The organism is Corallococcus sp. CA054B, from assembly GCF_003611625.1.
GTDB classification, from domain to species: Bacteria; Myxococcota; Myxococcia; order Myxococcales; family Myxococcaceae; genus Corallococcus; species Corallococcus coralloides.
In genome coordinates, this window is record NZ_RAVY01000046.1 from 23,147 (window position 1) to 42,093 (window position 18,947).

Genomic DNA, 18,947 nt, shown 5'->3' on the forward strand with positions numbered 1-18,947 from the left:
GGCATAAGGGCGCGCCGCCTGATTCCCCGGGCCTTTTCGGTACGCACATGATCCGTCTCGACAACATCGGCAAGCAACACGGTCAGCAGATCCTCTTCATCGAGGCGTCGGCCGCGCTCCACAAGGGCGAAAAGGTGGGCCTCGTGGGCCCGAACGGCGCGGGCAAGACGACGCTGTTCCGGATGATGACCGGCCAGGAGTACCCGGACGAAGGACAGGTCTCCATCGACCGCGGCGTCACCATTGGCTACTTCAGCCAGGACGTCGGTGAGATGGACGGCCGCAGCGCGGTGTCCGAGGTCATGGACGGCGCGGGCCCGGTGAGCACCGTCGCGGCGGAGATGAAGCATCTGGAAGCCGCCATGGGTGACCCGGACCAGGCGGACAACATGGAGAAGCTCGTCGAGCGCTACGGCGTCGTGCAGGGCCGGTTCGAGGAGCTGGGCGGGTACGCGCTGGAGGGCCGCGCGCGGGAGATCCTCGCGGGCCTGGGCTTCAGCGAAGAGATGATGGACGGCGACGTGGGCAAGCTGTCGGGCGGCTGGAAGATGCGCGTGGCGCTGGCGCGCATCCTCCTGATGCGGCCGGACGCGATGTTCCTGGACGAGCCCTCCAACCACCTGGACCTGGAGTCGCTCATCTGGCTGGAGGGCTTCCTCAAGGGGTACGAGGGCGCGCTCTTGATGACGTCGCACGATCGCGAGTTCATGAACCGCATCGTGACGAAGGTGGTGGAGATCGACGGCGGTTCGCTGACGACGTACTCGGGCAACTACGACTTCTACGAAGGCCAGCGCGCGCAGAACGAGGCGCAGCAGCAGGCGCAGTACGAGCGTCAGCAGGCGATGCTCGCGAAGGAGATCAAGTTCATCGAGCGGTTCAAGGCCCGCGCGTCGCACGCGGCGCAGGTGCAGAGCCGGGTGAAGAAGCTGGAGAAGATCGAGAAGGTGGAGCCGCCGAAGCGCCGCTCCACGGTGCTCTTCGAGTTCCAGCCGCCGCCGCGTTCCGGTGACGACGTGGTGAACCTGAAGAACGTGAGCAAGGGCTACGGCAAGCGGACCATCTACGACGGCCTGGACTTCCTGGTGCGCCGCGCGGAGCGCTGGTGCGTGATGGGCGTGAACGGCGCGGGCAAGTCCACGTTGCTGAAGCTGGTGACGGGCACGACGCAGCCGGATGAAGGCACGGTGGCGCTGGGTGGCAGCGTGAAGATGGGTTACTTCGCGCAGCACGCCATGGACCTGCTGGACGGAGAGAAGACGGTCTTCGAGCAGCTGTCGGACGCGTTCCCCAGGGCGGGGCAGGGCTCGTTAAGGGCGTTGGCGGGCTGCTTCGGCTTCAGCGGCGACGAGGTGGAGAAGAAGTGCCGGGTGCTGTCGGGTGGAGAGAAGGCGCGTCTGGTGATGGCGCAGATGCTCTACGACCCGCCGAACTTCCTGGTGCTGGACGAGCCCACGAACCACTTGGACATGAGCACGAAGGAGATGCTGATCACGGCGCTGTCGCGCTACGAGGGCACGATGCTGTTCGTGTCCCACGACCGGCACTTCCTGGGAGCGCTCTCCAACCGCGTGCTGGAGCTGACGCCGGACGGCATCCACAAGTACGGCGGCGGCTACACGGAGTACGTCGCGCGCACCGGCCAGGAAGCCCCGGGCCTGCGCAGCTAAAGAAGCACCGGACGCCCAGAGCGTGGAGACGCTCTGGGCGTCTTTGTTTCAATGGAACCCGTCTCCGAGGTCGAGCTTCTCTTGAGGAGAGAAGGATCTGATCGCGGTCAGGAGCATCCAGCCTGTTCCTCCGTCCGCAGGGCTGGCGTGTCTGCAGCAGATGCGAAGCGCTGAGTCACTGAGGGTCCAGTCTTCGCACTGCTTACCTTCCACCACGCGGTTTGAAGAGGTGGGAGCGCCAAGAGCGGAAACTGCCTCATCGTGGAGGGCCTTGAACGCCGTTGCGCAGCCCGCTTCCCGGCGAAAGGCTGAGATCCCGAAGTTCTCAAGTTGATCGTTGGGGGAGAACTCGTAGGTCACCTTCGCCGGGTATCCGCCCAGTGTGGCGCCTTGTCCGAGCGCTTCCGCTTCGGCTCGTGCCATGCCACGGCGGAGCCGAGCGAACAGGGGGAGGGGAGAGGCTTGCGACGCATCCGGTAACGATGCTTCCGGTGCGGCTGGGCTCGCCGAGCTCATCCAATTCCCGGTCAACAAGCCTCCAGCGACTCCAGCGAGGAGAAGCCAGGACGTTCTAGGGGCCAGCATTGAAAGCCTCCTCCAGGAAGGCCGTCGCCAAGGCCTTGCCCTCCTGTTCAAGCTTAAGGGAGGAAGGCGGGCCGTAGGAAATTGCTCGAACAGCCGGCCCGCCAGTCGCACCAGGTGATGTCGCGCGAGGATGCTACTCGAACAGCTTGCTCGCGAGCCGGGCCAGGCGCTGGGCCTTGCCCCGGTAGGGCGGGAAGAAGAGGTTCGTGAAGGCCGTGCGGCCCTGACGCACCACCGCGCGCTCGTGGCTGAAGGCCTTGAAGCCCGCTTCGCCGTGGTACGCGCCCAGCCCGCTCTGCCCAACGCCGCCAAACGGCAGATGCGGGTTCACGTTGTGCAACACCACGTTGTTCACCACCGTGCCGCCCGCGCTCGTCTCCTTCAGCAGGCGCTCCACCGTGGCCTCTTCGTGGCTGAAGACATACATGGCCAGCGGCTTGCCCCCCGCGCGCACCTGCGTCACCACCTCATCCAGTGACTCGAAGCGCAGCACCGGCAGCAGCGGCCCGAAGATCTCCTCGTCCATCACCGCCGTCTCCGGCGTCACGTCCGCCAGCACCGTGGGCGCGATGTAGCGCGTCTCCGCGTGCACGCCGCCTCCCGCCACCACCCGCGCGCCTCCCGCCACGGACTCGTCCAGCAGCCGGCACACGCGCTTGTACGCGCCGTCATCCACCATCCGGCAGAAGTCCGGCGTCGCCCGCCGCGCCTCCTCCGTCTTCCCGTAGAAGCGCTCCAGCGCGGCCTTCATCCCGGACAGCAGCGCCTCCTCCTTCGACGCGTGCACCCAGACGTGGTCCGGCGCGATGCACGTCTGCCCCGCGTTCAGGAACTTGCCCCAGACAATCCGCTCCGCCGCCGCGTCCACGTCCGCGGACGCATCCACGATGACCGGCGACTTGCCGCCCAGCTCCAGCGTCACCCCCGCCAGGTGCCGCGCAGCCGCCTCCATCACCCGCCGCCCCACGCGCGGCCCGCCCGTGAAGAAGAAGTGGTCGAACGGCAGCCGGAGCAGCGCCTCGCCCACCTCCGCGCCGCCCTCCACCAGCGCCACCTCGTCCTGGGGAAAGACGTCCCGCAGCAGCTGCGCCAGGAAGCGCGCCGTGCCGGGCGTCTTCTCGCTCGGCTTGCACAGCACCGCGTTGCCCGCGGCCACCGCGGCCACCAGCGGCGACACCAGCAGGTGGAACGGGTAGTTCCACGGCGCCAGGATGAGCACCACGCCCTTGGGCTCCGGGTGCACCTCGCTCTTCGTGCCCGCGAGCAGCAGCGGCGCACCCACCTTGCGCGGCTTCATCCACGCCTTCAGGTGCTTCTGCACGTGCGCCAGCTCCAGCAGCACGGGCAGGATCTCCGTCGCCTCCACCTCCGCGGGCGGCTTGCGGAAGTCCTCGTGCAGCGCGTCCGCCAGCTCCTCACGCCGCTCCAGGAGCAGCGCCTTGAGCTTCTCCAGCCGCGCGAGGCGCTCCTTCGGCCCTGTCTTCGCCAGCTCCCAACGGCGCGCCTGGAGGCGGTCGAACACCGCCTGCAGCTCTCCCGGGACCAGGGCCTCCTCCACTGACACCACGCGCATGCCGGTTCCTCTCTCCCGCCCCGGGCCCTACTCCAGCATCCGGGTCGCCTTGGAAGCCCATTCCTGGGTCTTTCCCCGATACGGCGGGAAGAACACCGCGGCCAGCGACTTCATCCACTGGACCATCACGGCCCGCTCATGGCTGAACGTCTTGAAGCCGTAGTGCCCGTGGTAGTTCCCCAACCCGCTCATCCCCACCCCGCCAAACGGCAGGTTCGGGTTCGCCACGTGGATGAGCACGTTGTTCACCACCACCCCGCCGGACGTCGTGTGCTGGAGCACCTCCTCCACCATCTTCGAGTCCTGCGAGAACACGTACAGCGCCAGCGGCTTCCCGCCTTCGTTGATGTGCGCGTAGACCTCCTCGCGCCGCTCGTACGTCAGCACCGGCAACACCGGCCCGAAGATCTCCGCCTCCATGATGGGCATCTTCGTCGTCACCCCGGACAACACCGTGGGTGCCACGTACCGCGACGGCCCGTCCGCCGTGCCGCCCGCCTCCACCTTCGCCCCCGCGGCGACCGTGCGGTCGAGCACCTCCTTGAGCCGCCTCCACGCCGCCGGGTCCACCACCCGGGCGAAGTCCGGGCTCGCCTGACGCTCGGCCTCCGTCGCGCCGTAGAAGCGCGCCAGCACCGCCTTGAACGCCTCCAGGAACGCCTGCTGCTTCGACGCCGGCACGTAGATGTAGTCCGGCGCCACGCACGTCTGGCCCGCGTTGACGAACTTGCCCCACGCCAGCGCCTCCGCCGCCGCCTTCACGTTCGCGGACTCGTCGATGATGACCGGCGACTTGCCGCCCAATTCCAGCGTCACGCTGGACAGGAACTTCGTCGCCGCCGCCATCACCTTGCGGCCGATGTTCGGGTTGCCCGTGAAGAAGAAGTGGTCGAACGGGTGCTGGAGCAGCGCCTCCGCCACCTCCGCGCCGCCCTCGAACACCGCCACCTCGTTCTCCGGGTACACGTCCCGCACCAGCTTCGCCAGGAAGCGCGACGTGTGCGGCGTCTTCTCACTGGGCTTGATCATCACCGCGTTGCCCGCGGCGATGGCCGCGATGAGCGGCGCCGCCACCAGCTGGAACGGGTAGTTCCACGGCGACAGGATGAGCACCACGCCCTTCGCCTCGAAGCGCACGTGGCTGGACGCGCCCTTGAGCGTCAGCGGCGTCGCCACCCGCTTGGGCTTCATCCACGACTTCAGGTGCTTCACCGTGTGGTTCAGCTCCTCCAGCGTCGGGTGGATCTCCGTCAGCTCCACCTCCATCGCCGGCTTGCGGAAGTCCTGGTGGATGGCCTCCGCCAGCTGCTCGCGCCGGGCGATGATGGCCTCGCGCAGCTTGCGCAGCCGGGCGATGCGCTCCGCGGGAGTGCTGCGCGACAGGTTCCAGCGGTTCGCGCGCTGCGACTCGAACACCGCGCGGATGCGGTCCACTTCAACCGAGGCCTGGGGAAGGAGGGACGCGACGGCTTCCAGCATGACGAGCTCCGTTTCAGGAAAGACGCAAAGGTCAGCGGGCCTCGAGCCCGCGAAGAAGGGTGGTGATGGCCGCCGTCAGCTCGGCGGTGAAGTCCACGCGCAGGGGCGCCATGTGCGGCAGCGTCAGCACCTCGCGAGCCACGGGGGCGATGTCCGCCATCTGCCGCAGGCCCGTCATCAGCGCGTGCACGTGGCGGATGAGCTGGACCGCGGACTCCGGCGTGAGGAAGGGCAGCCGCGCCTGGAGCAGCGCCGCCGTCGTCCCCATGGACACGAGCACGCGCTCCTTGAACGCCTGGGCCTGCGCCACCGCGACGTTCTGCTCCAGCACCGTCTGCGCCCGCGCCAGGAGCCGCGTGAAGGTCTCTTCACCCTCCAGCGACTCGGCCACCGCGCGCGCCAGCTGGTGGCCCGTCCACGTGCCGGCTTCGGCCAGGCGCCCGTTCAGCTTCGCGAACCACGCGGCGAGCAGGTCGTCCAGGAGCGCCAGGAACAGCGCCTCCTTCGTCGGGAAGTAGAGGAACACCGTCCCCTTCGCCAGGCCCGTGCGCGCCGCGACGTCCGCCATCTTCACCTCGGCGAACGACGTGGCCTCGAACAGCGCCCGCGCCGCGTCCAGTAGCTCCCGCCGCCGCGCTTCCTTGTCCTCGTCCCGCCGCGCCCGCAGCGGCACGACCCGCTTCTCGGCCAGTGCTCCCGCCATGACCCGGAGTTAAATGACCACCGGTCATCGGTCAAGCCGGTGCATGGGTCTTCTTCCACCGCAGGACGTTCGCGAGGGGTGGGGGTTGGTATCATGTAATCCTGTGTGCGACGCTGGGTGACATGATGAGGCCCATCGACGCGGAGCTGCTGTCGGGGAGCGCGCTGTACCAGGAGGTGGTGCTGCGCAAGCTGGCCCACGCGCGCGAGTCGGTGTGGATGGCCACCGCCAACGTGAAGGCCATGTACGTGGAGCGCTCGAAGGGGGCGTTCGTGCCGCTCCTGGAGGTGCTGGATGGGCTGGCCGCCCGGGGCGTGGCGCTGCGGCTGTTACACGCGGAGCTGCCCAGCCGGCCGTTCCGGGCGGCTTTCGACGCGCGCTCCCGGCTGGTGAAGGGCGGGCTGGAACTGAAGGTGTGCCCGCGCGTCCACTTCAAGGCGGTGGTGGTGGACGGCGCATGGGTCTACCTGGGGAGTGCCAACCTCACCGGCGCGGGCCTGGGCGCCAAGGGCGACGATGTCCGCAACTTCGAGCTGGGTTTCGTGACGGAGGACTTCGACACCATCGACCGGACGACGGCCCTCTTCGAGGCCGTGTGGAGCGGCGCCGAGTGCCGGGGATGTCGGCTTCGCGCGGTGTGTCCTGACCCCATCTTGCCCTCCGGCGGCGGACAGGCGAAGAAACGGGGACGGGACGCGGTGCGTTTGGGGAAGTCCCGCCGGCTGCGACGTCCACGGGAGGACTCGACATGACGCTGCACTTCGCGCCGCGCCACGCGCCCTGGGGGACCAGCGCGGGGTGACGCCTCCAACCTCCAGTGCGTGGGACGACGCGAACGCGGATGTCCGGGCCCGCCGTCGGGTCCGGCGGCGCACGTATTGGTGGTGCGCACTGATCATCACGCTGGGCTCGCTGGCGCACCCGCTGGTTCTGGGCGGCTTCCGCGCGGACTTCCTCGCGGCGCACCTGGCCTGGGCCGTGGCGTTCCTCGCGCTGGGGACCGCGGTCGGCGCGGGGTGGCTGCGACCGCCCTTCAGCGGCATCGCGGCAGGCACCGTCAGCCTGACGGCGCTCACCGTGAGCATCCAGCTCACCGGAGGCCTGGAGAGCCCGCTGTTCCCCGCCTTCTACACGGTGCCCCTCCTGGTCACCGTCTTCGTCCCGGGCCAGCGCCTGCCGGTGTGGTTCTCCATCGGAGGCACGCTGGTGGCGGTGGGGCTGATGACGTGGCTGTCGCACGTGCCCTGGACGGTGTTCCTCAGCCAGTGCCTCAGCCTCGTCTTCGTGTTCGCGGTGTCCGCGCATGGCGCGGAGGCCTTCCGCAAGCTGCGCACGGCCGAGCGCAACGCGCACCTGGAGCGCGTGGAGGCCCTGCGCCAGCTGGCGGAGAGCGAGTCGCGCCGCGCACGCGTGGAGCGCCAGCGCGCGGAGGTGGAGCGGCTGGTGGTGGTGGGGCAGCTGGCCGCGGGCGTGGCCCATGAAGTGAACAACCCGCTCGCGTACGTGAAGTCGAACCTGCGCTACCTCCAGGAGGAATGGGCGCACGGCGCGCCCGATGACCTGGAGGACGTGCGGCGCGTGCTGGACGAGACGCAGCAGGGCGTGCTGCGCATCCAGCAGATTGTCACCGACCTGCGCCTGTTCTCCCGCGAGGCCCCCGACGAGCTGGAGTCCTGCGACGTCGCGCAGGCGCTGGCCGAGGCGCAGCGGCTGGCCTCGGTGCGCCTGCGCAGCCTGGGCGTGGTGGAGCGCGACGTGGCGGAGGAGCTCTCCCCCGCGCGCGTCACGGCCCGCCACCTGGTGCAGGTGCTGGTGAACCTGCTGCTCAACGCCGCGGACGCGCTGGAGGCCGCCCGCTCCAGCAAGCCCGCGCACGTGCTGCTGCGCGCGCGCATGGAGGACGGCCGCGTGCGGGTGGAGGTGGAGGACAACGGGCCGGGCATCCCCGAGGCCGCGCTGCCGCGCCTCTTCGAGCCCTTCTTCACCACGAAGCCGCCCGGCAAGGGCACCGGCCTGGGCCTGGCGCTCTGCCGCGACTACGTGGCGCGCGCGGGAGGCACCCTGGACGCGGAGAACCGCGCCGAAGGCGGTGCGCGCTTCATCCTCCGGTTGCCCGTCTCCGGTACCGCATCCCCCCCTGTCCACCGCGAAGCGCCAGCGCCCGTGGACGCGAACGCGGAGCCCGCGGCCGAGTAGCCCCTCTCTTTCAGCGCCTCATCGCTCCAGCGCGTGCGCCACCTGCCCCAGCAGGCGCAGGCGCGGGGAATCCAGCTTGCGCACGGTGCGCATCAGGCGCCGCACTTCGGGACGCTCACGGTACTCCGGCGGATCCTCCGCGAGCTGCGGCGCGCCGTCCTCCGTCACCGCCGCCGTCGCGCTCAACCCGAGCAGCACGTCCGACGAGCAGCTCAGCACGAGGCAGAGCTTCCGCAACGTCCGCACGCTGGGCAGCATGTGCCCGCGCTCCAAACGGCCGTACACCTCGGTGGCGATGCCGACGCGCTCGGCGACATCGGCCTGCGTCAGCTCCAGCCGCTGCCGGGCCACTCGCACCGCGTTTCCAATGAGGGTTGCCAGTCGCTGTTCCATGGCGTGCAAAACCTGTCGAAAGAGGAGCTTCTCCCCCCGCTTTTCAGACGGAGAGGTACCGGGGAGAAGTCGCTGCCTTGCGTGACCTCGTGAGACACAGATTACGAGTGGGGTCTGACATCCCCGGGCGTTCGGACAGGGCCCGCAAACCCTCGACAATCCGCCGTTTCCGCCGTTCTCGCGCATGCGTTTGGCAAGGCTTCCCGGGTGTTTTTCCTGGCGCGTCACGCGCGCCGAACCGGGGTGGTAGGCGGGCACGCCTCCGCCCCTCCCAAGACGTCACGGGAAGGCCTTGAGAGGTCGCCCGACGTGCCAGGTTGCTTCGTGCGATTCACGACGGCTTCGCGGGTCCGGGGAGACCGCGCGCTTCCGGCGGAACGCGGCCGGAAGCGGGGCTCGATACCCGGGGGCTTCAGTGCTGCTTCAGGATTCGGACGGCAGCGCGGCGCGGGCTTCGGAGTACTCGCGCACCATGCGTTCCACGACGGTGGCGGCGGGCAGCACGTCCTTCACGAAGGCCACGCCCTGGCCCGCGCTCCAGGTGTCCTTCCACGCCTTGCCCTGGCCCGCGCGGAAGCGCTCCAGCGCGCTCTTGATGAAGTTGCCGTGCACGCCCGTCACCTCCTTCGTGTACTCCAGATCCTCGGGCCCGGAGTCCACCAGCGCCTGCTTGTAGTCGGGCGCGGCGCCCGCTTCTTCCGTGGCCAGGAAGCGCGTGCCCACGTACGCGCCGTCCATGCCCAGCGCGAGCGTGGCGGCCAGGTGGCGCCCCGTGGACAGCGCGCCCGCGAGCACCACCGGCACGCCCAGCTCCGCCTTGAGCCACGGCCCCAGCACCATGGGGCTCAGGTTGCCCGCGTGGCCGCCCGCGCCGCTGCCCACCGCGACGAGCGCGTCCACGCCGGCCTTCACGGCCTTCTCCGCGTGGCGCAGTGAAATCACGTCGCTCCACACCTTGCCGCCGTACGCGTGCACGCGCTCCACGATGGGCGTGGGGTCTCCCAGGCTGGTGATGACCAGCGGCACCTGGCGCTCCACCGTCGCGGCCACGTCCTCCTCCAGGCGCTCGGCCCACTTGAGGATGAGGTTCACGCCGAAGGGCACGTCCTTCGGGAACGTGTTCAGGAAGTCCCGGTACGCCTGCGCGGTGCGGTAGTTGAGCGACGGCACCGCCCCGATGGCGCCCGCGCGTCCGGCGGCCTCCAGGAGCGCCGCGTTGGACACCAGGAACATGGGGGCGGCGATGATGGGATAGCGGATGCCCAACATCCGGGTCACCGCGGTGTCGATGCGCGAAGGGGCCATGCGCGCATTGGAGCATGCGTGCACGCGGGCGCGAGGCCGAAAAATCGGCCTGGGCGGCGTTGTCAATCACAGCGTGCCCCGGCAGGGGAAAACCCCTGGTGTTTCCGTGGTTTACGTAGCACGTAGGGCTGACATAAGGTGCCCGCCCCGGCGGCGAGCCGGGAAACCGGGGAGTCCCTTCGGTGAAGCGAACCGGGGAGCGCCGCCGAGCGCCTTCGCGGGGAGGCCAGAGCCAGTCGTGAGTGACGAGCGTCCGGACGCGCTGCTCAAGAGCGCACTCGAAAAGATCGTCTACTTCGAGGCCCGTGCGCAGCAGTTGCATGGCGAGCTGGCGTCCGCGCGCGACGAGCTTTCGCACCTGAAGGAGGACCTGGCGGCGGGGCACCAGCGTGAGCTGGACCTGCGCCGGGAGGTGGCGTCGCTGGAGGTGAAGAGCGCCCGCGCGCAGGCCGAGCGCGAGGAGCTGTCCCGGCTCAACCACGCGCTGCGGCTGGAGCGCGACCAGCTGATGGCGAAGCTGCTGGACGCGAGCCGGATCCACTCGTCCGGGCAGGCGCGCGCGATGGCGGAGGACGATGCCGACGAGCTGGGGTTCGACCTGGCGTCGTTCATCTCCCAGCTGCGCAGCGAGGTGATCCTCCGCGGGGACGTGCCCGCGATGCGCGCGCCCTTCAACGGGCCGGCGGTGCCGCTGAAGGCGTCCGAGCCGAGCGTGCCGTGGACGGAGCGTCCCGCGCCGGCCATTCCGCTCCGGGCTTCGACGGTGGCGTCGGGCACGACGGATTCGGGGCTGTCGCCGGTGGCGCGCGAGGCGCAGCGGCTTCAGAGCGAGGGCCGGCTGCGGGTGAGCCCGGAGCAGATGGCGGAGCTGTCCGGGCACGCGGGCAGCACCACGGACGAGACGCTGTTCGGCTTCTCCGTGCGGGAGCTGTCGGCGGCGGACGCGGCGGCGCGGGTGCGGGCGGCGGAGCGGCTGAAGGCGCTGGCGCATCCGGCGGCGGCGCCCGCGCTGGCGGCGGCGCTGCACGCGGAGACGGACGCGACGGCGCAGGTGGCGCTGGTGCAGGCGTTCGCGGGGCTGTGCCGGGAGGAGGGCGCGTCGGTGGTGTCGCCGCTCCTGGCGTCGCCGGTGCCGGAGGTGCGCATCGCGGCGTTGAAGGCGCTGCTGGTGCTGGCGCCGAAGGACGCGGCGCCGCACCTGGCGCAGGCGATGAAGGATTCGGACCGGTCGGTGCGCCGGCGCGCGTCGCTGTTGGCCCTGGGGTTGGAGGGGGAGACGGCGCGGCGGCTGGGCGAGGACGCGATCCACGACACGGATCCGGAGGTCCGCGCGCTGGCGGCGCTGGCGCTGGGCGCGGGCCGGGGCGAGAACGCCCGGACGCTGCTGCTGGGCGCGCTGGACGACGGCGAGGCGCGCGTGCGCAAGGCGGCGGCGCAGAGCCTGTCGCGCATCCTGGGGCACGACGTGTCCGCGGTGGTCGCGCTGGATGATGCGCACCGGCGCCGGGAGATACGCCGGCTGGCGACGCTGCCCGTGAAGCCCGTGCGCGCGACGCTGGAAGTGAAGCCCGTGCCCGCGGCCCCCGTGGTCGCGGAGGTGACGCAGCCGGTGGCCGCGATGGCCGCGCCGCAGGTGGGCGCCCCGGTCGCGGTGCCACAGGCCATCCCTTCGATTCCCGAGCACACGGCCGTGCCGGTGTCGCTCGCGGACGTCGCCGCGAACACCTCGCAGTGGACCGCTACGCCCATGGCCGCCCCCGCGCTCGCGGTGGCCACCGTGGGCGCGGCCCGTTCGGCACCGGCCGCGATGCACGGTGCGGCTCCCGCGCCCGCCCGGGTCGCGAACGGGGGACCCGTGTCCTTCGCTTCGGGCCCCGCTGCGCCGCCTTCGCGCCCGGTGGCCTCCACTTCGCCCGCTCCCACCGCGCCGCCTGCCGCGCCAGTGCCGCCTGCCGCGCCCGCGCAGCCCGCCGTGCGGCGGACGCCCGTGCAGGCCGCGCTGGTCGCCATGGGCGCGCCTCCTCCCGCCCGGGCTCCGGCGCCTTCCGCCGCGCCGCCGGTTCCTCCCAAGCGCGGGCCGTCTCCCGTGGAAGCGCTGTGTGGGGCGATGTTGCAGGAGGTGCGGGTCGCTGTCCGAGGACGCTCGCTCGCCGAGCTGACGTCCGGGCTGTCCGCTCCGGCGGAGCTCGCCCAGGAGGCTGTTGCCCTGCTGGTGGCCCGAGGGGCCATCGTGCGAAGGGGGCACAAATACTTCGCTGCTTGAGGCAAGGTGGGACTCGCCCAGGCCTCACACGTCATCCGAAGGGTCGTTCATGGAAGCGCCGACGTACAGCTCGAAGCAGGTAGCCGAGATGCTCGGCGTGACTCCGAAGTCCATCCCCGCGGAGCTGCGCAAGGACGCCTACGGCCCGGAAGACGTGTGGGAGCTGCGCACGACGCTCAACAAGTTCCCGCCCACCGCGGGCCTGCGCAAACAGCTCTTCCTCAACTTCAAGGGCGGCACCGGCAAGACGTCCCTCTCCACGTCCTACGCGTGGCGCCTGGCGGAGCTGGGCTACGCCGTCCTCCTCATCGACCTGGACAGCCAGGGCCACGCCACCAAGTGCCTGGGCTACGAGGGCGAGGACTTCGAGAAGACGCTGCTGGACGTGCTCGTCCGCAAGACGCCGCTCGCGCAGGTGGTGCAGAAGTCCACCCTGCCCAACCTGGACTTCATCCCGTCCAACCTGAGCATGTCCACGGTGGACCTGGCGCTGATGCCCATGGCCGGCCGTGAGTTCAAGCTGCGCAACGCGCTCAAGGACGTGGAGGCGCAGTACGACTTCATCGTCTTCGACGCGCCCCCGTCCTTCGGCCTGCTCAACCTCAACGCGCTGATGGCCGCGAACGACCTGTTCGTGCCGGTGCTCGCGGACTTCCTGTCCTTCCACGGCCTCAAGCTGCTGTTCGAAACGGTGCAGAGCCTGGAGGAGGACCTGAACCACGTGCTGGACCACGTGTTCATCGTGGTGAACTCCTTCAACGCCACCTTCAAGCTGGCGAAGGAGGCGCTGGAGGCGCTCCAGACGCACTACCCCGAGTACCTGCTGCCCACCATCATCCGGCAGTGCACCAAGTTCGCGCAGGCCTCCAGCGAGGGCCGCCCCGTGTTCGTGGCGGACCCCACGTCCAAGGGCGCCAACGACATCCAGGCCATGCTGGACAACGTGCTGCCGCGCCTGGTGGCCGCGCACGCCGCGGCGGTGAAGGCCGGCACCGCGACGAAAGCCGGCTGAGATTTCCCCATGAAGAAAGCCTTCGAACAGAACGTGTCCCGCGCGAAGCCGCGCCTCCGCCTGGGGGCGCTGACGGGTGCCCTCGACCCGGCCGACCCCACGGGGACCGCCGCCGCCACGCCGGAGCCCGCCGCGCCGGAAGCGCCCGCGCCCGTCGCGGAGTCGCCGGACCTGTCCTCCGAGGTGCGCTCGCGCATCGAGCGCCGCGCCGGCCCGCGTCCCACCGCCGCCGAGGCGATGGAGGCCGCGCTGAACGCCCCGCCCAGGCACGCCGCGCCGTCCCCCGCCGCGCAGGGGCTGCCGGCGGTGACGGCGCCCTCGTTCTCGCCGGTGTCCCACGCGCTGTCCGCGCTGGTGTCCCCGGAGGCCGCGCGCGTGGAGGAAGAGGCTCCGTCCACGCCGTGGATGGATCCGGATTCGCAGGAGACCGCGCCCGGCTGGAACGTGGCGCAGGAGTCCGCGCCGGAAGAGTCCGTCTGGGACGCGGACGCGGTGCCGCCGGTGTCGCACCGCGAGGTGGCGGAAGCCGTCGCCGCGTCCGCGTGGAACGTGACCGTCGCGCAGCAGCGGGAGTCCGTGGTCGAGGCCTTCGGACGGGAGCCCCTGGGCGCCGAGCCGACGCCCACGCACGTGGAGCCGCCTCCGCCCCCCGCCGCGCGCTGGGATGCGCTGACGGCGCGTCCGGAGGCCGCCACGCACGTGGACCCGACGCGCGTGGCGCCCCTGGCCCACTCCGTGACGCACACCGAAGCGCTGCGCGCCGAGGTCGCCCGCATGGAGCCCCCGGCTCCGGCCGCTCCGCGTGCGGAGGCCGCCGCGCCGGTCACGTTCGCCTCGCCGCCCCCGGCGATGGCGCAGGCGGAAGCCCCCCGGGGCATGCCGGCCACCTTCGCGGGCCCGCCTCCCGGAGTACAGTTCGATGGACGGATGGGCGTTCAGGCCCTCCGCATGCCTTCCGAGGCCGAGCCCATGACGACGTACGCTGCCGTCCAGGCCTCCACCGTCACCACCACCGAGACGGTGGCCCGACAGGAAGCCGCGCCCGCCCCCGTCGAGGTGCAGACGCCCGCGCCTCCCCGCGAGGACGACTCCGAATCCCGCCGTGAGAAGCTCAAGGCCCGCCTCAAGGCCGTGCGCGAGAACCCGCGCCCGGAGCCGCTGCCCGCCACCGTCGCGGAAGCCGGCCAGCGCGCCGTGGAGCGCATCACCCACCTCCAGGCGGAGCTCACCAAGGTCAAGGCGGCCAACCTCACGCTCACCCAGGACCTCGAGGTCGCCCGCCGCCAGGCGGAGAAGGCCACCGAGGAGGCCCGCCTGCGCATGGACGAGGCCCGCCGCCTGTCCGCGGAGATGGAGGGCCGCGTGAAGCTGCTCGCCGACCTGGAGCGCGAGCTGGCCTCCCTGGAAGGCGAGCGCGACGAAGCGCTCCTGTCCCTCCAGGAGTCCCGTCAGGCCCTCCAGGCCGCCGCGAAGGAGCACGAAGCGCTGGAGCAGGTCGTGACCAAGGGCAAGCTGGCCCTGGCCGACAGCCTGGCGGAAGAGGAGCGCCTCGCCGTGGAGCTGGAAGGCGCCAAGGACGAGTCCGCCTCCCTGCGCCGCGCCGTGGAGACGCTCCAGGGCGAGCGCGACGTGCTGGCCCAGCAGGTCGCGTCCCTCACCGCCGAGCGCGCCGAGCTGCTGGAGGCGCGCAAGGCCCTGGAGTCCGTGCACCGCGCCTTGAGCCAGGCCACGGTGCGCTGAAAGACCCTTCGCCTACTTCGCGTCCTTCGCCACGCCCGTGGGCTTCTTCCCGGGCCCCACGGTGGCGGTGAAGGACGCGGGCAGGGCAGGGCGCTGGAGCGACGCGACGTCCACCCGCGCGAGCGGATCCGCGTTCTCCCGCCGCGCCTGGAGCAGGTCGGCGATCCGCTCCTGGCGCTCCTCCTTCCTCGGGTGGTTCTCGAAGAAGCCGCCGCCTCCGGACGTCCGCTCAAGCAGGCGCGAGAACTCCCTGGGGTCGTAGCCCGCGGACAGCAGCAGCTCCACCGCGAGCGCGTCCGCCGCCAGCTCCTCGTCCTTGCGGTGGCCCTTGCCGAAGGCGTCCACGGTCCCTTCGACCATCTCCCCCATCAGCCCCGTGTCCGAGTCCAGGTCCAGCCGGCCGTCCGCCAGGCTCGCGTTCTTCAGCTTCGAGGCCACCGTCGACACCACGGCGCCCGTCACCGCGGCGCCCTTGCACGTGCTCACCTTCACGGAGACGTACTGGTGCAGCGCGTGCTTGAGCACGACGTGGGCAATCTCATGCGCCAGCACGCCCGCGAGCTGCGCCTCGTTCTCCACGCCCTGGAGCAGCCCGTGCGTGACGAACACGTAGCCCGCGGGCGCGGACAGGGCGTTGAAGCGCTTCGCGTCCTTGAGCACGCCGAACGTCCAGCGCAGCTCCGGCCGGGGGGACTGCATCGCCAGGTTGCGGCCCACCGTGTTGACGTAGGTGTTCAGCTTCTCCTCCGCCGCGTCCGACAGCATCAGCCCGCCGCCCTGCTGCGCCCAGTGGATGGCCAGCGCGCTGCCCAGCGCGTACTCCTCCTGGATGGCCGGCTCCACCTTCAGCTTGTCGCAGGACTGCACCTTCTCCGCCGCGGCCGCCACCCGGTTCGCGTCCTCGCCCAGGTTCGCGGCCCTCAGGCCCTTCGCCACCTGGGTACAGGACGTGAGGCTCAGCCCCAGGCCCGCCGCCGCCAGCATTCCCATGCGCGAGCGCATCACTTCACCGCCTTCTTCTGGGGGCCCAGCTTCGTGTCGGGCGCCACCACCGGGAACAGCCCGGCCTGCTTCGCGTGCGCGTCGATCTCCACGGGCGTGACCTTGAGGGCCAGGCCCTCCAGCTTCTTGATTTGCGCCACCGCGTCCGCGTAGCCGCCGCCCTTCTCCTTGCCGTACTTCTCAGCGCCCGGGCTCAGCGCCTTCACCGCCGCGCCGCTGGACACGAAGGCGGCAGGGTCGATGGTGCGCGTCTTGCCGTCCTTGGACACCAGCTCCATGTCGGGCGGCTTCGTGGACAGGTTCGTCTGGAACACGAAGCCGGCCTTGCCTCCGGGCTCCGTCACCTGATGCCACTGCGCGTTCTTCGGGTCCGCGCCCTTCCACGTCACCTGCTGTCCGGGCTGGAGCACCGCCACCACGTCCGACGTGGGCACCGCGCTCTTGAGCACGCGCGTGTTGCGCGCCTTCACGTAGAGCTTCTCGTCCTTCTTCACCGCCCACGCGGCCGTCGCTGGCAGCCCCAGCGCCAGCAGTACGACGCTCCAGGTCCATCGTCTCATCGTCATCCTCCCCAACCTGATACGCCGTCACTTCTCCAGATTCGCGACGCCATCGAACTTCGCCGGAGGCGTCTCCAGGTATTCGCGGCAGCGCTCCAGCAGCTTCGCCGTGGGTCCGTCCTCCGGCGAGCGGGCGGCCTCCGCCTCCAGCACCGTCGCGGCCTCCGCGAAGCGGGCCTCGCGGTACAGCCCCAGGGCGTGGTGGTAGCGCGACACCGTGCGCCGGGTGGACGCGTCCAGCTGGCCCTTGAGCGCGAGCAGCTCGTACACCGTGACGGCCTCCGTCTTGCCCGCCACCCGCACCCGGTCCAGCTCGCGCACCTCGATGTGCTCCTTCGCCAGCTCGTACGTGCGCGGGCCAATCATGATGACCGACCCGTAGGCCTTGTTCGCGCCCTCCAGGCGCGCGGCCAGGTTCATGCCGTCGCCAATGGCCGTGTAGCTGAAGAGCTGGTCGCTGCCGAAGTTGCCCACGAAGTTCACCGCGCTGTTCACGCCGATGCGCGTGTACACGTCCGGGAACCCCTTCTCGCGGAAGTCCACGCGCAGCGCGTCCACCGCCGCCTTCGCCGCCAGGGCGCCCCGGCACGCGCGCACGGCGTGGTCCTCCTGGGCCATGGGCGCGCCGAAGAGGCACACCACCGCGTCGCCAATGTACTTGTCCAGGCACCCGCCCTCGCGCAGCAGCGCTCCGCTCACCGCCGTGAGGTACGTGTTGAGGATGCGCACCAGCTGGCGCGGGTCCTCCTTGAAGCGCTCGCTGAAGGTGGAGAAGCCGCGGATGTCGCTGAAGAACGCGGAGATCTCCTTGTTCTCCCCATCCAGGCGCGGCAGCTGCCGTGAGCGGATCATCTGCTCCACCAGCTTCGGCTCCATGAAGCGGTGGAACGCCTGCCGGATGAACTGCGTCTCGCGGTTGGCCACCAGGTGGTTGAACGCCAGCGCCGCCACGCTGGAGCCCACGCCCGCCAGCGCGGGCATCGCCATCAGCACGTGCGTGTGCGCCGTCTTGAGCAGCAGGCCCATGAGCACGTGCAGCCCGAGCACCAGCGCCACCGGCCAGGCCACCTCCAGCGGCGTCCAGCGCGCCGTCATGAGCAGCCCCGCGGACAGCAGCGCCACGAAGAACGTCAGGCCCAGGTCCACGGCCAGGGGCGCGCGGGTGATGAACGTTCCCGCCAGCAGCGTGTCCACCACCGTGGCCTGCTTCACCAGCCCGGGCTCCGCGGCGGAGAAGGGCGTGGCCTTGATGTCGTTGAGGCCCACCGCCGTGCCGCCAATGACGACGACCTTGCCCTGGAAGGTGTCCGCGGGCACTTCCAGGGGCTCACCCCTGGAGCGGTGGATCCAGTCGTTCAGCACGTCGAAGAGGGACACCATCTTGAAGCGCTTATCCAGCGGACCGCCGTAGTCCAGCGCGGCGCTCCCGGTGTCGTCCACGTGCCACGTGCGCTCGCCCAGGCGGAGGGTGCGGCCAGAGAACGTGACCTCCTTCGCGCCCAGCAGGTCCGCCATCATGCGCACGGGAAGCGTCACGTAGGTGTTGGTGCCGTCCGTGTACGCGAAGCGCGTGCGGCGCATGGAGCCATCCCCATCCGCCTCCATGTCCACCAGTCCGACCCCGTTCACCGCGCCCACCAGCGCGGGCGTCGGAGGCACCGGGTAGCGGAGACTCGATGCCTTCTTCGATGGCGTGTCCCCGAGCTTGGGCAGTGCTCCCCCATCCGTCCGACGCGCGGGGAATGCGAGCGCCCGCGCCAGGGCCTCGCCGGTCAGCACGGGCGTGGCCCGGGCCGGTGCGTCCTCGAACTCCTCGGGGAAGGAGTCGTCCTGCGGCGGGCTGGTGGCGGGAGCGGCCTCGGGAGCGGTCAGCGGCACGGGGGCCTGGAAGTCCGCGCGAGCCAGCGGCTTCGCCGAGGCGCTGCTCGCCATGCCCACGTAGAAGGGGAGACCTGTCTCACGCAGCACCTGCGCGAAGCCCAGGTCGACGGACTCGTCGGCCGTCCGCTCGTCCATCACCGCGTCGAACAGCACGGCCCTGGCTCCCGCGGCCTTCAGCTCCTGCGCGATGCGCGCCCACAGCGTGCGCGTGTACGGCCAGTTGCCAAAGTTGATCTGGAGCTGCGCGTTCTGGCTGATTTCATCGATGGAGCCCTGGTCGATGGCCACCACGACCACCTGCCTGGACTCTTCCCGGCCGCCGGTGAACCGGACCAGGGCCTCGTCGTAGGCGATGTGCTCCGTGCTCTCGAGGCCCCCAGCCCACTCGCATGCCCACGCGGCGAGTGTGGCCACCAGCGCGATCCCCATCATCACGCGTCCGTGATGGCGCCAGCGCTCCTGGATCATCTTCCACGGCTCACCCGCCACGGCCCCTCCCCACGAGGTCGACGGCGAGACGCTACTCCGGGAAACGCCCTCGCGGCACGCGCAAGGGGGGACGGAATTGGACCTCCATCCAGGAGG

The 18,947-nt window shown here is 70.7% G+C and carries 14 protein-coding genes; 6 read left to right on the forward strand and 8 right to left on the reverse strand.

The features are described from left to right. Window positions 1–47: 47 nt before the first annotated feature. On the forward strand, window positions 48–1,670 hold the full coding sequence (locus D7V80_RS14285) for an ABC-F family ATP-binding cassette domain-containing protein (RefSeq protein WP_120588682.1): 1,623 nt from the start codon (window positions 48–50) through the stop codon (window positions 1,668–1,670). Between the two features lie 718 nt (window positions 1,671–2,388). Here D7V80_RS14285 and D7V80_RS14290 read toward each other — a convergent pair. Genes D7V80_RS14290 through D7V80_RS14300 form a run of 3 tightly spaced genes read right to left on the reverse strand, consistent with a single transcriptional unit; the run spans window position 2,389 to window position 6,010 of the window. Beyond that, complete coding sequence (locus D7V80_RS14290; protein ID WP_120588683.1) at window positions 2,389–3,828, reverse strand: aldehyde dehydrogenase family protein; 1,440 nt, start codon at window positions 3,826–3,828, stop codon at window positions 2,389–2,391. Window positions 3,829–3,855: 27 nt separating this feature from the next. Continuing rightward, window positions 3,856–5,307, reverse strand: coding sequence for an aldehyde dehydrogenase family protein (locus D7V80_RS14295; RefSeq protein ID WP_120588684.1), 1,452 nt, complete (start codon window positions 5,305–5,307; stop codon window positions 3,856–3,858). A gap of 31 nt (window positions 5,308–5,338) precedes the next feature. Beyond that, a complete protein-coding gene (locus tag D7V80_RS14300) occupies window positions 5,339–6,010 on the reverse strand; it encodes a TetR/AcrR family transcriptional regulator (RefSeq protein WP_120588685.1) in 672 nt (223 codons plus the stop codon). 125 nt (window positions 6,011–6,135) lie between these two features. Between D7V80_RS14300 and D7V80_RS14305 the strand changes: the two genes are divergently transcribed. Together D7V80_RS14305 and D7V80_RS14310 are read left to right on the forward strand one after the other, a co-directional pair. Further along, window positions 6,136–6,762: a phospholipase D-like domain-containing protein gene (locus D7V80_RS14305; RefSeq protein WP_043322562.1), complete on the forward strand. Its 627-nt coding sequence runs from the start codon at window positions 6,136–6,138 to the stop codon at window positions 6,760–6,762. Between the two features lie 46 nt (window positions 6,763–6,808). Further along, entirely contained in the window at window positions 6,809–8,206 is a 1,398-nt protein-coding gene (locus D7V80_RS14310) for a sensor histidine kinase (RefSeq protein ID WP_120588686.1), read from the forward strand. A gap of 18 nt (window positions 8,207–8,224) precedes the next feature. On the opposite strand, the gene D7V80_RS14315 is transcribed toward D7V80_RS14310, so the two are convergent. Together D7V80_RS14315 and D7V80_RS14320 are read right to left on the reverse strand one after the other, a co-directional pair. Then, a complete protein-coding gene (locus tag D7V80_RS14315) occupies window positions 8,225–8,599 on the reverse strand; it encodes a helix-turn-helix transcriptional regulator (protein WP_014393392.1) in 375 nt (124 codons plus the stop codon). A 423-nt stretch (window positions 8,600–9,022) separates the two neighbouring features. Continuing rightward, window positions 9,023–9,904 (reverse strand): nitronate monooxygenase family protein, encoded by an 882-nt coding sequence (locus tag D7V80_RS14320; protein WP_120588687.1) that lies wholly within the window; start codon window positions 9,902–9,904, stop codon window positions 9,023–9,025. 238 nt (window positions 9,905–10,142) lie between these two features. Here D7V80_RS14320 and D7V80_RS14325 point away from each other — a divergent pair, with 238 nt between their 5' ends. From D7V80_RS14325 to D7V80_RS42740, 3 genes are read left to right on the forward strand one after another with little or no spacing between them, the layout of a single operon-like run. Further along, on the forward strand, window positions 10,143–12,167 hold the full coding sequence (locus tag D7V80_RS14325; protein WP_120588688.1) for a HEAT repeat domain-containing protein: 2,025 nt from the start codon (window positions 10,143–10,145) through the stop codon (window positions 12,165–12,167). A gap of 49 nt (window positions 12,168–12,216) precedes the next feature. Continuing rightward, on the forward strand, window positions 12,217–13,179 hold the full coding sequence (locus D7V80_RS14330) for a ParA family protein (protein ID WP_014393395.1): 963 nt from the start codon (window positions 12,217–12,219) through the stop codon (window positions 13,177–13,179). A 9-nt stretch (window positions 13,180–13,188) separates the two neighbouring features. Next, window positions 13,189–14,919, forward strand: coding sequence for a hypothetical protein (locus D7V80_RS42740; protein WP_233585343.1), 1,731 nt, complete (start codon window positions 13,189–13,191; stop codon window positions 14,917–14,919). A gap of 12 nt (window positions 14,920–14,931) precedes the next feature. Here D7V80_RS42740 and D7V80_RS14340 read toward each other — a convergent pair whose 3' ends face one another. The 3 genes from D7V80_RS14340 to D7V80_RS14350 are packed head-to-tail and all read right to left on the reverse strand — an operon-like array spanning window position 14,932 to window position 18,851. Continuing rightward, on the reverse strand, window positions 14,932–15,921 hold the full coding sequence (locus D7V80_RS14340; RefSeq protein ID WP_233585345.1) for a M48 family metalloprotease: 990 nt from the start codon (window positions 15,919–15,921) through the stop codon (window positions 14,932–14,934). Beyond that, window positions 15,921–16,481: an SH3 domain-containing protein gene (locus D7V80_RS14345; protein WP_120588701.1), complete on the reverse strand. Its 561-nt coding sequence runs from the start codon at window positions 16,479–16,481 to the stop codon at window positions 15,921–15,923. Before D7V80_RS14345 ends, D7V80_RS14340 begins: the two co-directional genes overlap by 1 nt. Window positions 16,482–16,508: 27 nt before the next feature. After that, window positions 16,509–18,851: a CHASE2 domain-containing protein gene (locus tag D7V80_RS14350; protein ID WP_120588689.1), complete on the reverse strand. Its 2,343-nt coding sequence runs from the start codon at window positions 18,849–18,851 to the stop codon at window positions 16,509–16,511. Window positions 18,852–18,947 lie beyond the last annotated feature (96 nt).

Excerpts from the sequence above, each read along its gene's own strand:
- D7V80_RS14285 (WP_120588682.1), top strand. The coding sequence starts at position 48 with ATGATCCGTCTCGACAACATCGGCAAGCAACACGGTCAGCAGATCCTC.
- D7V80_RS14290 (WP_120588683.1), bottom strand. The coding sequence starts at position 3,828 with ATGCGCGTGGTGTCAGTGGAGGAGGCCCTGGTCCCGGGAGAGCTGCAG.
- D7V80_RS14295 (WP_120588684.1), bottom strand. The coding sequence starts at position 5,307 with ATGCTGGAAGCCGTCGCGTCCCTCCTTCCCCAGGCCTCGGTTGAAGTG.
- D7V80_RS14300 (WP_120588685.1), bottom strand. The coding sequence starts at position 6,010 with ATGGCGGGAGCACTGGCCGAGAAGCGGGTCGTGCCGCTGCGGGCGCGG.
- D7V80_RS14305 (WP_043322562.1), top strand. The coding sequence starts at position 6,136 with ATGAGGCCCATCGACGCGGAGCTGCTGTCGGGGAGCGCGCTGTACCAG.
- D7V80_RS14315 (WP_014393392.1), bottom strand. The coding sequence starts at position 8,599 with ATGGAACAGCGACTGGCAACCCTCATTGGAAACGCGGTGCGAGTGGCC.
- D7V80_RS14320 (WP_120588687.1), bottom strand. The coding sequence starts at position 9,904 with ATGGCCCCTTCGCGCATCGACACCGCGGTGACCCGGATGTTGGGCATC.
- D7V80_RS14330 (WP_014393395.1), top strand. The coding sequence starts at position 12,217 with ATGGAAGCGCCGACGTACAGCTCGAAGCAGGTAGCCGAGATGCTCGGC.
- D7V80_RS42740 (WP_233585343.1), top strand. The coding sequence starts at position 13,189 with ATGAAGAAAGCCTTCGAACAGAACGTGTCCCGCGCGAAGCCGCGCCTC.
- D7V80_RS14340 (WP_233585345.1), bottom strand. The coding sequence starts at position 15,921 with ATGCGCTCGCGCATGGGAATGCTGGCGGCGGCGGGCCTGGGGCTGAGC.
- D7V80_RS14345 (WP_120588701.1), bottom strand. The coding sequence starts at position 16,481 with ATGAGACGATGGACCTGGAGCGTCGTACTGCTGGCGCTGGGGCTGCCA.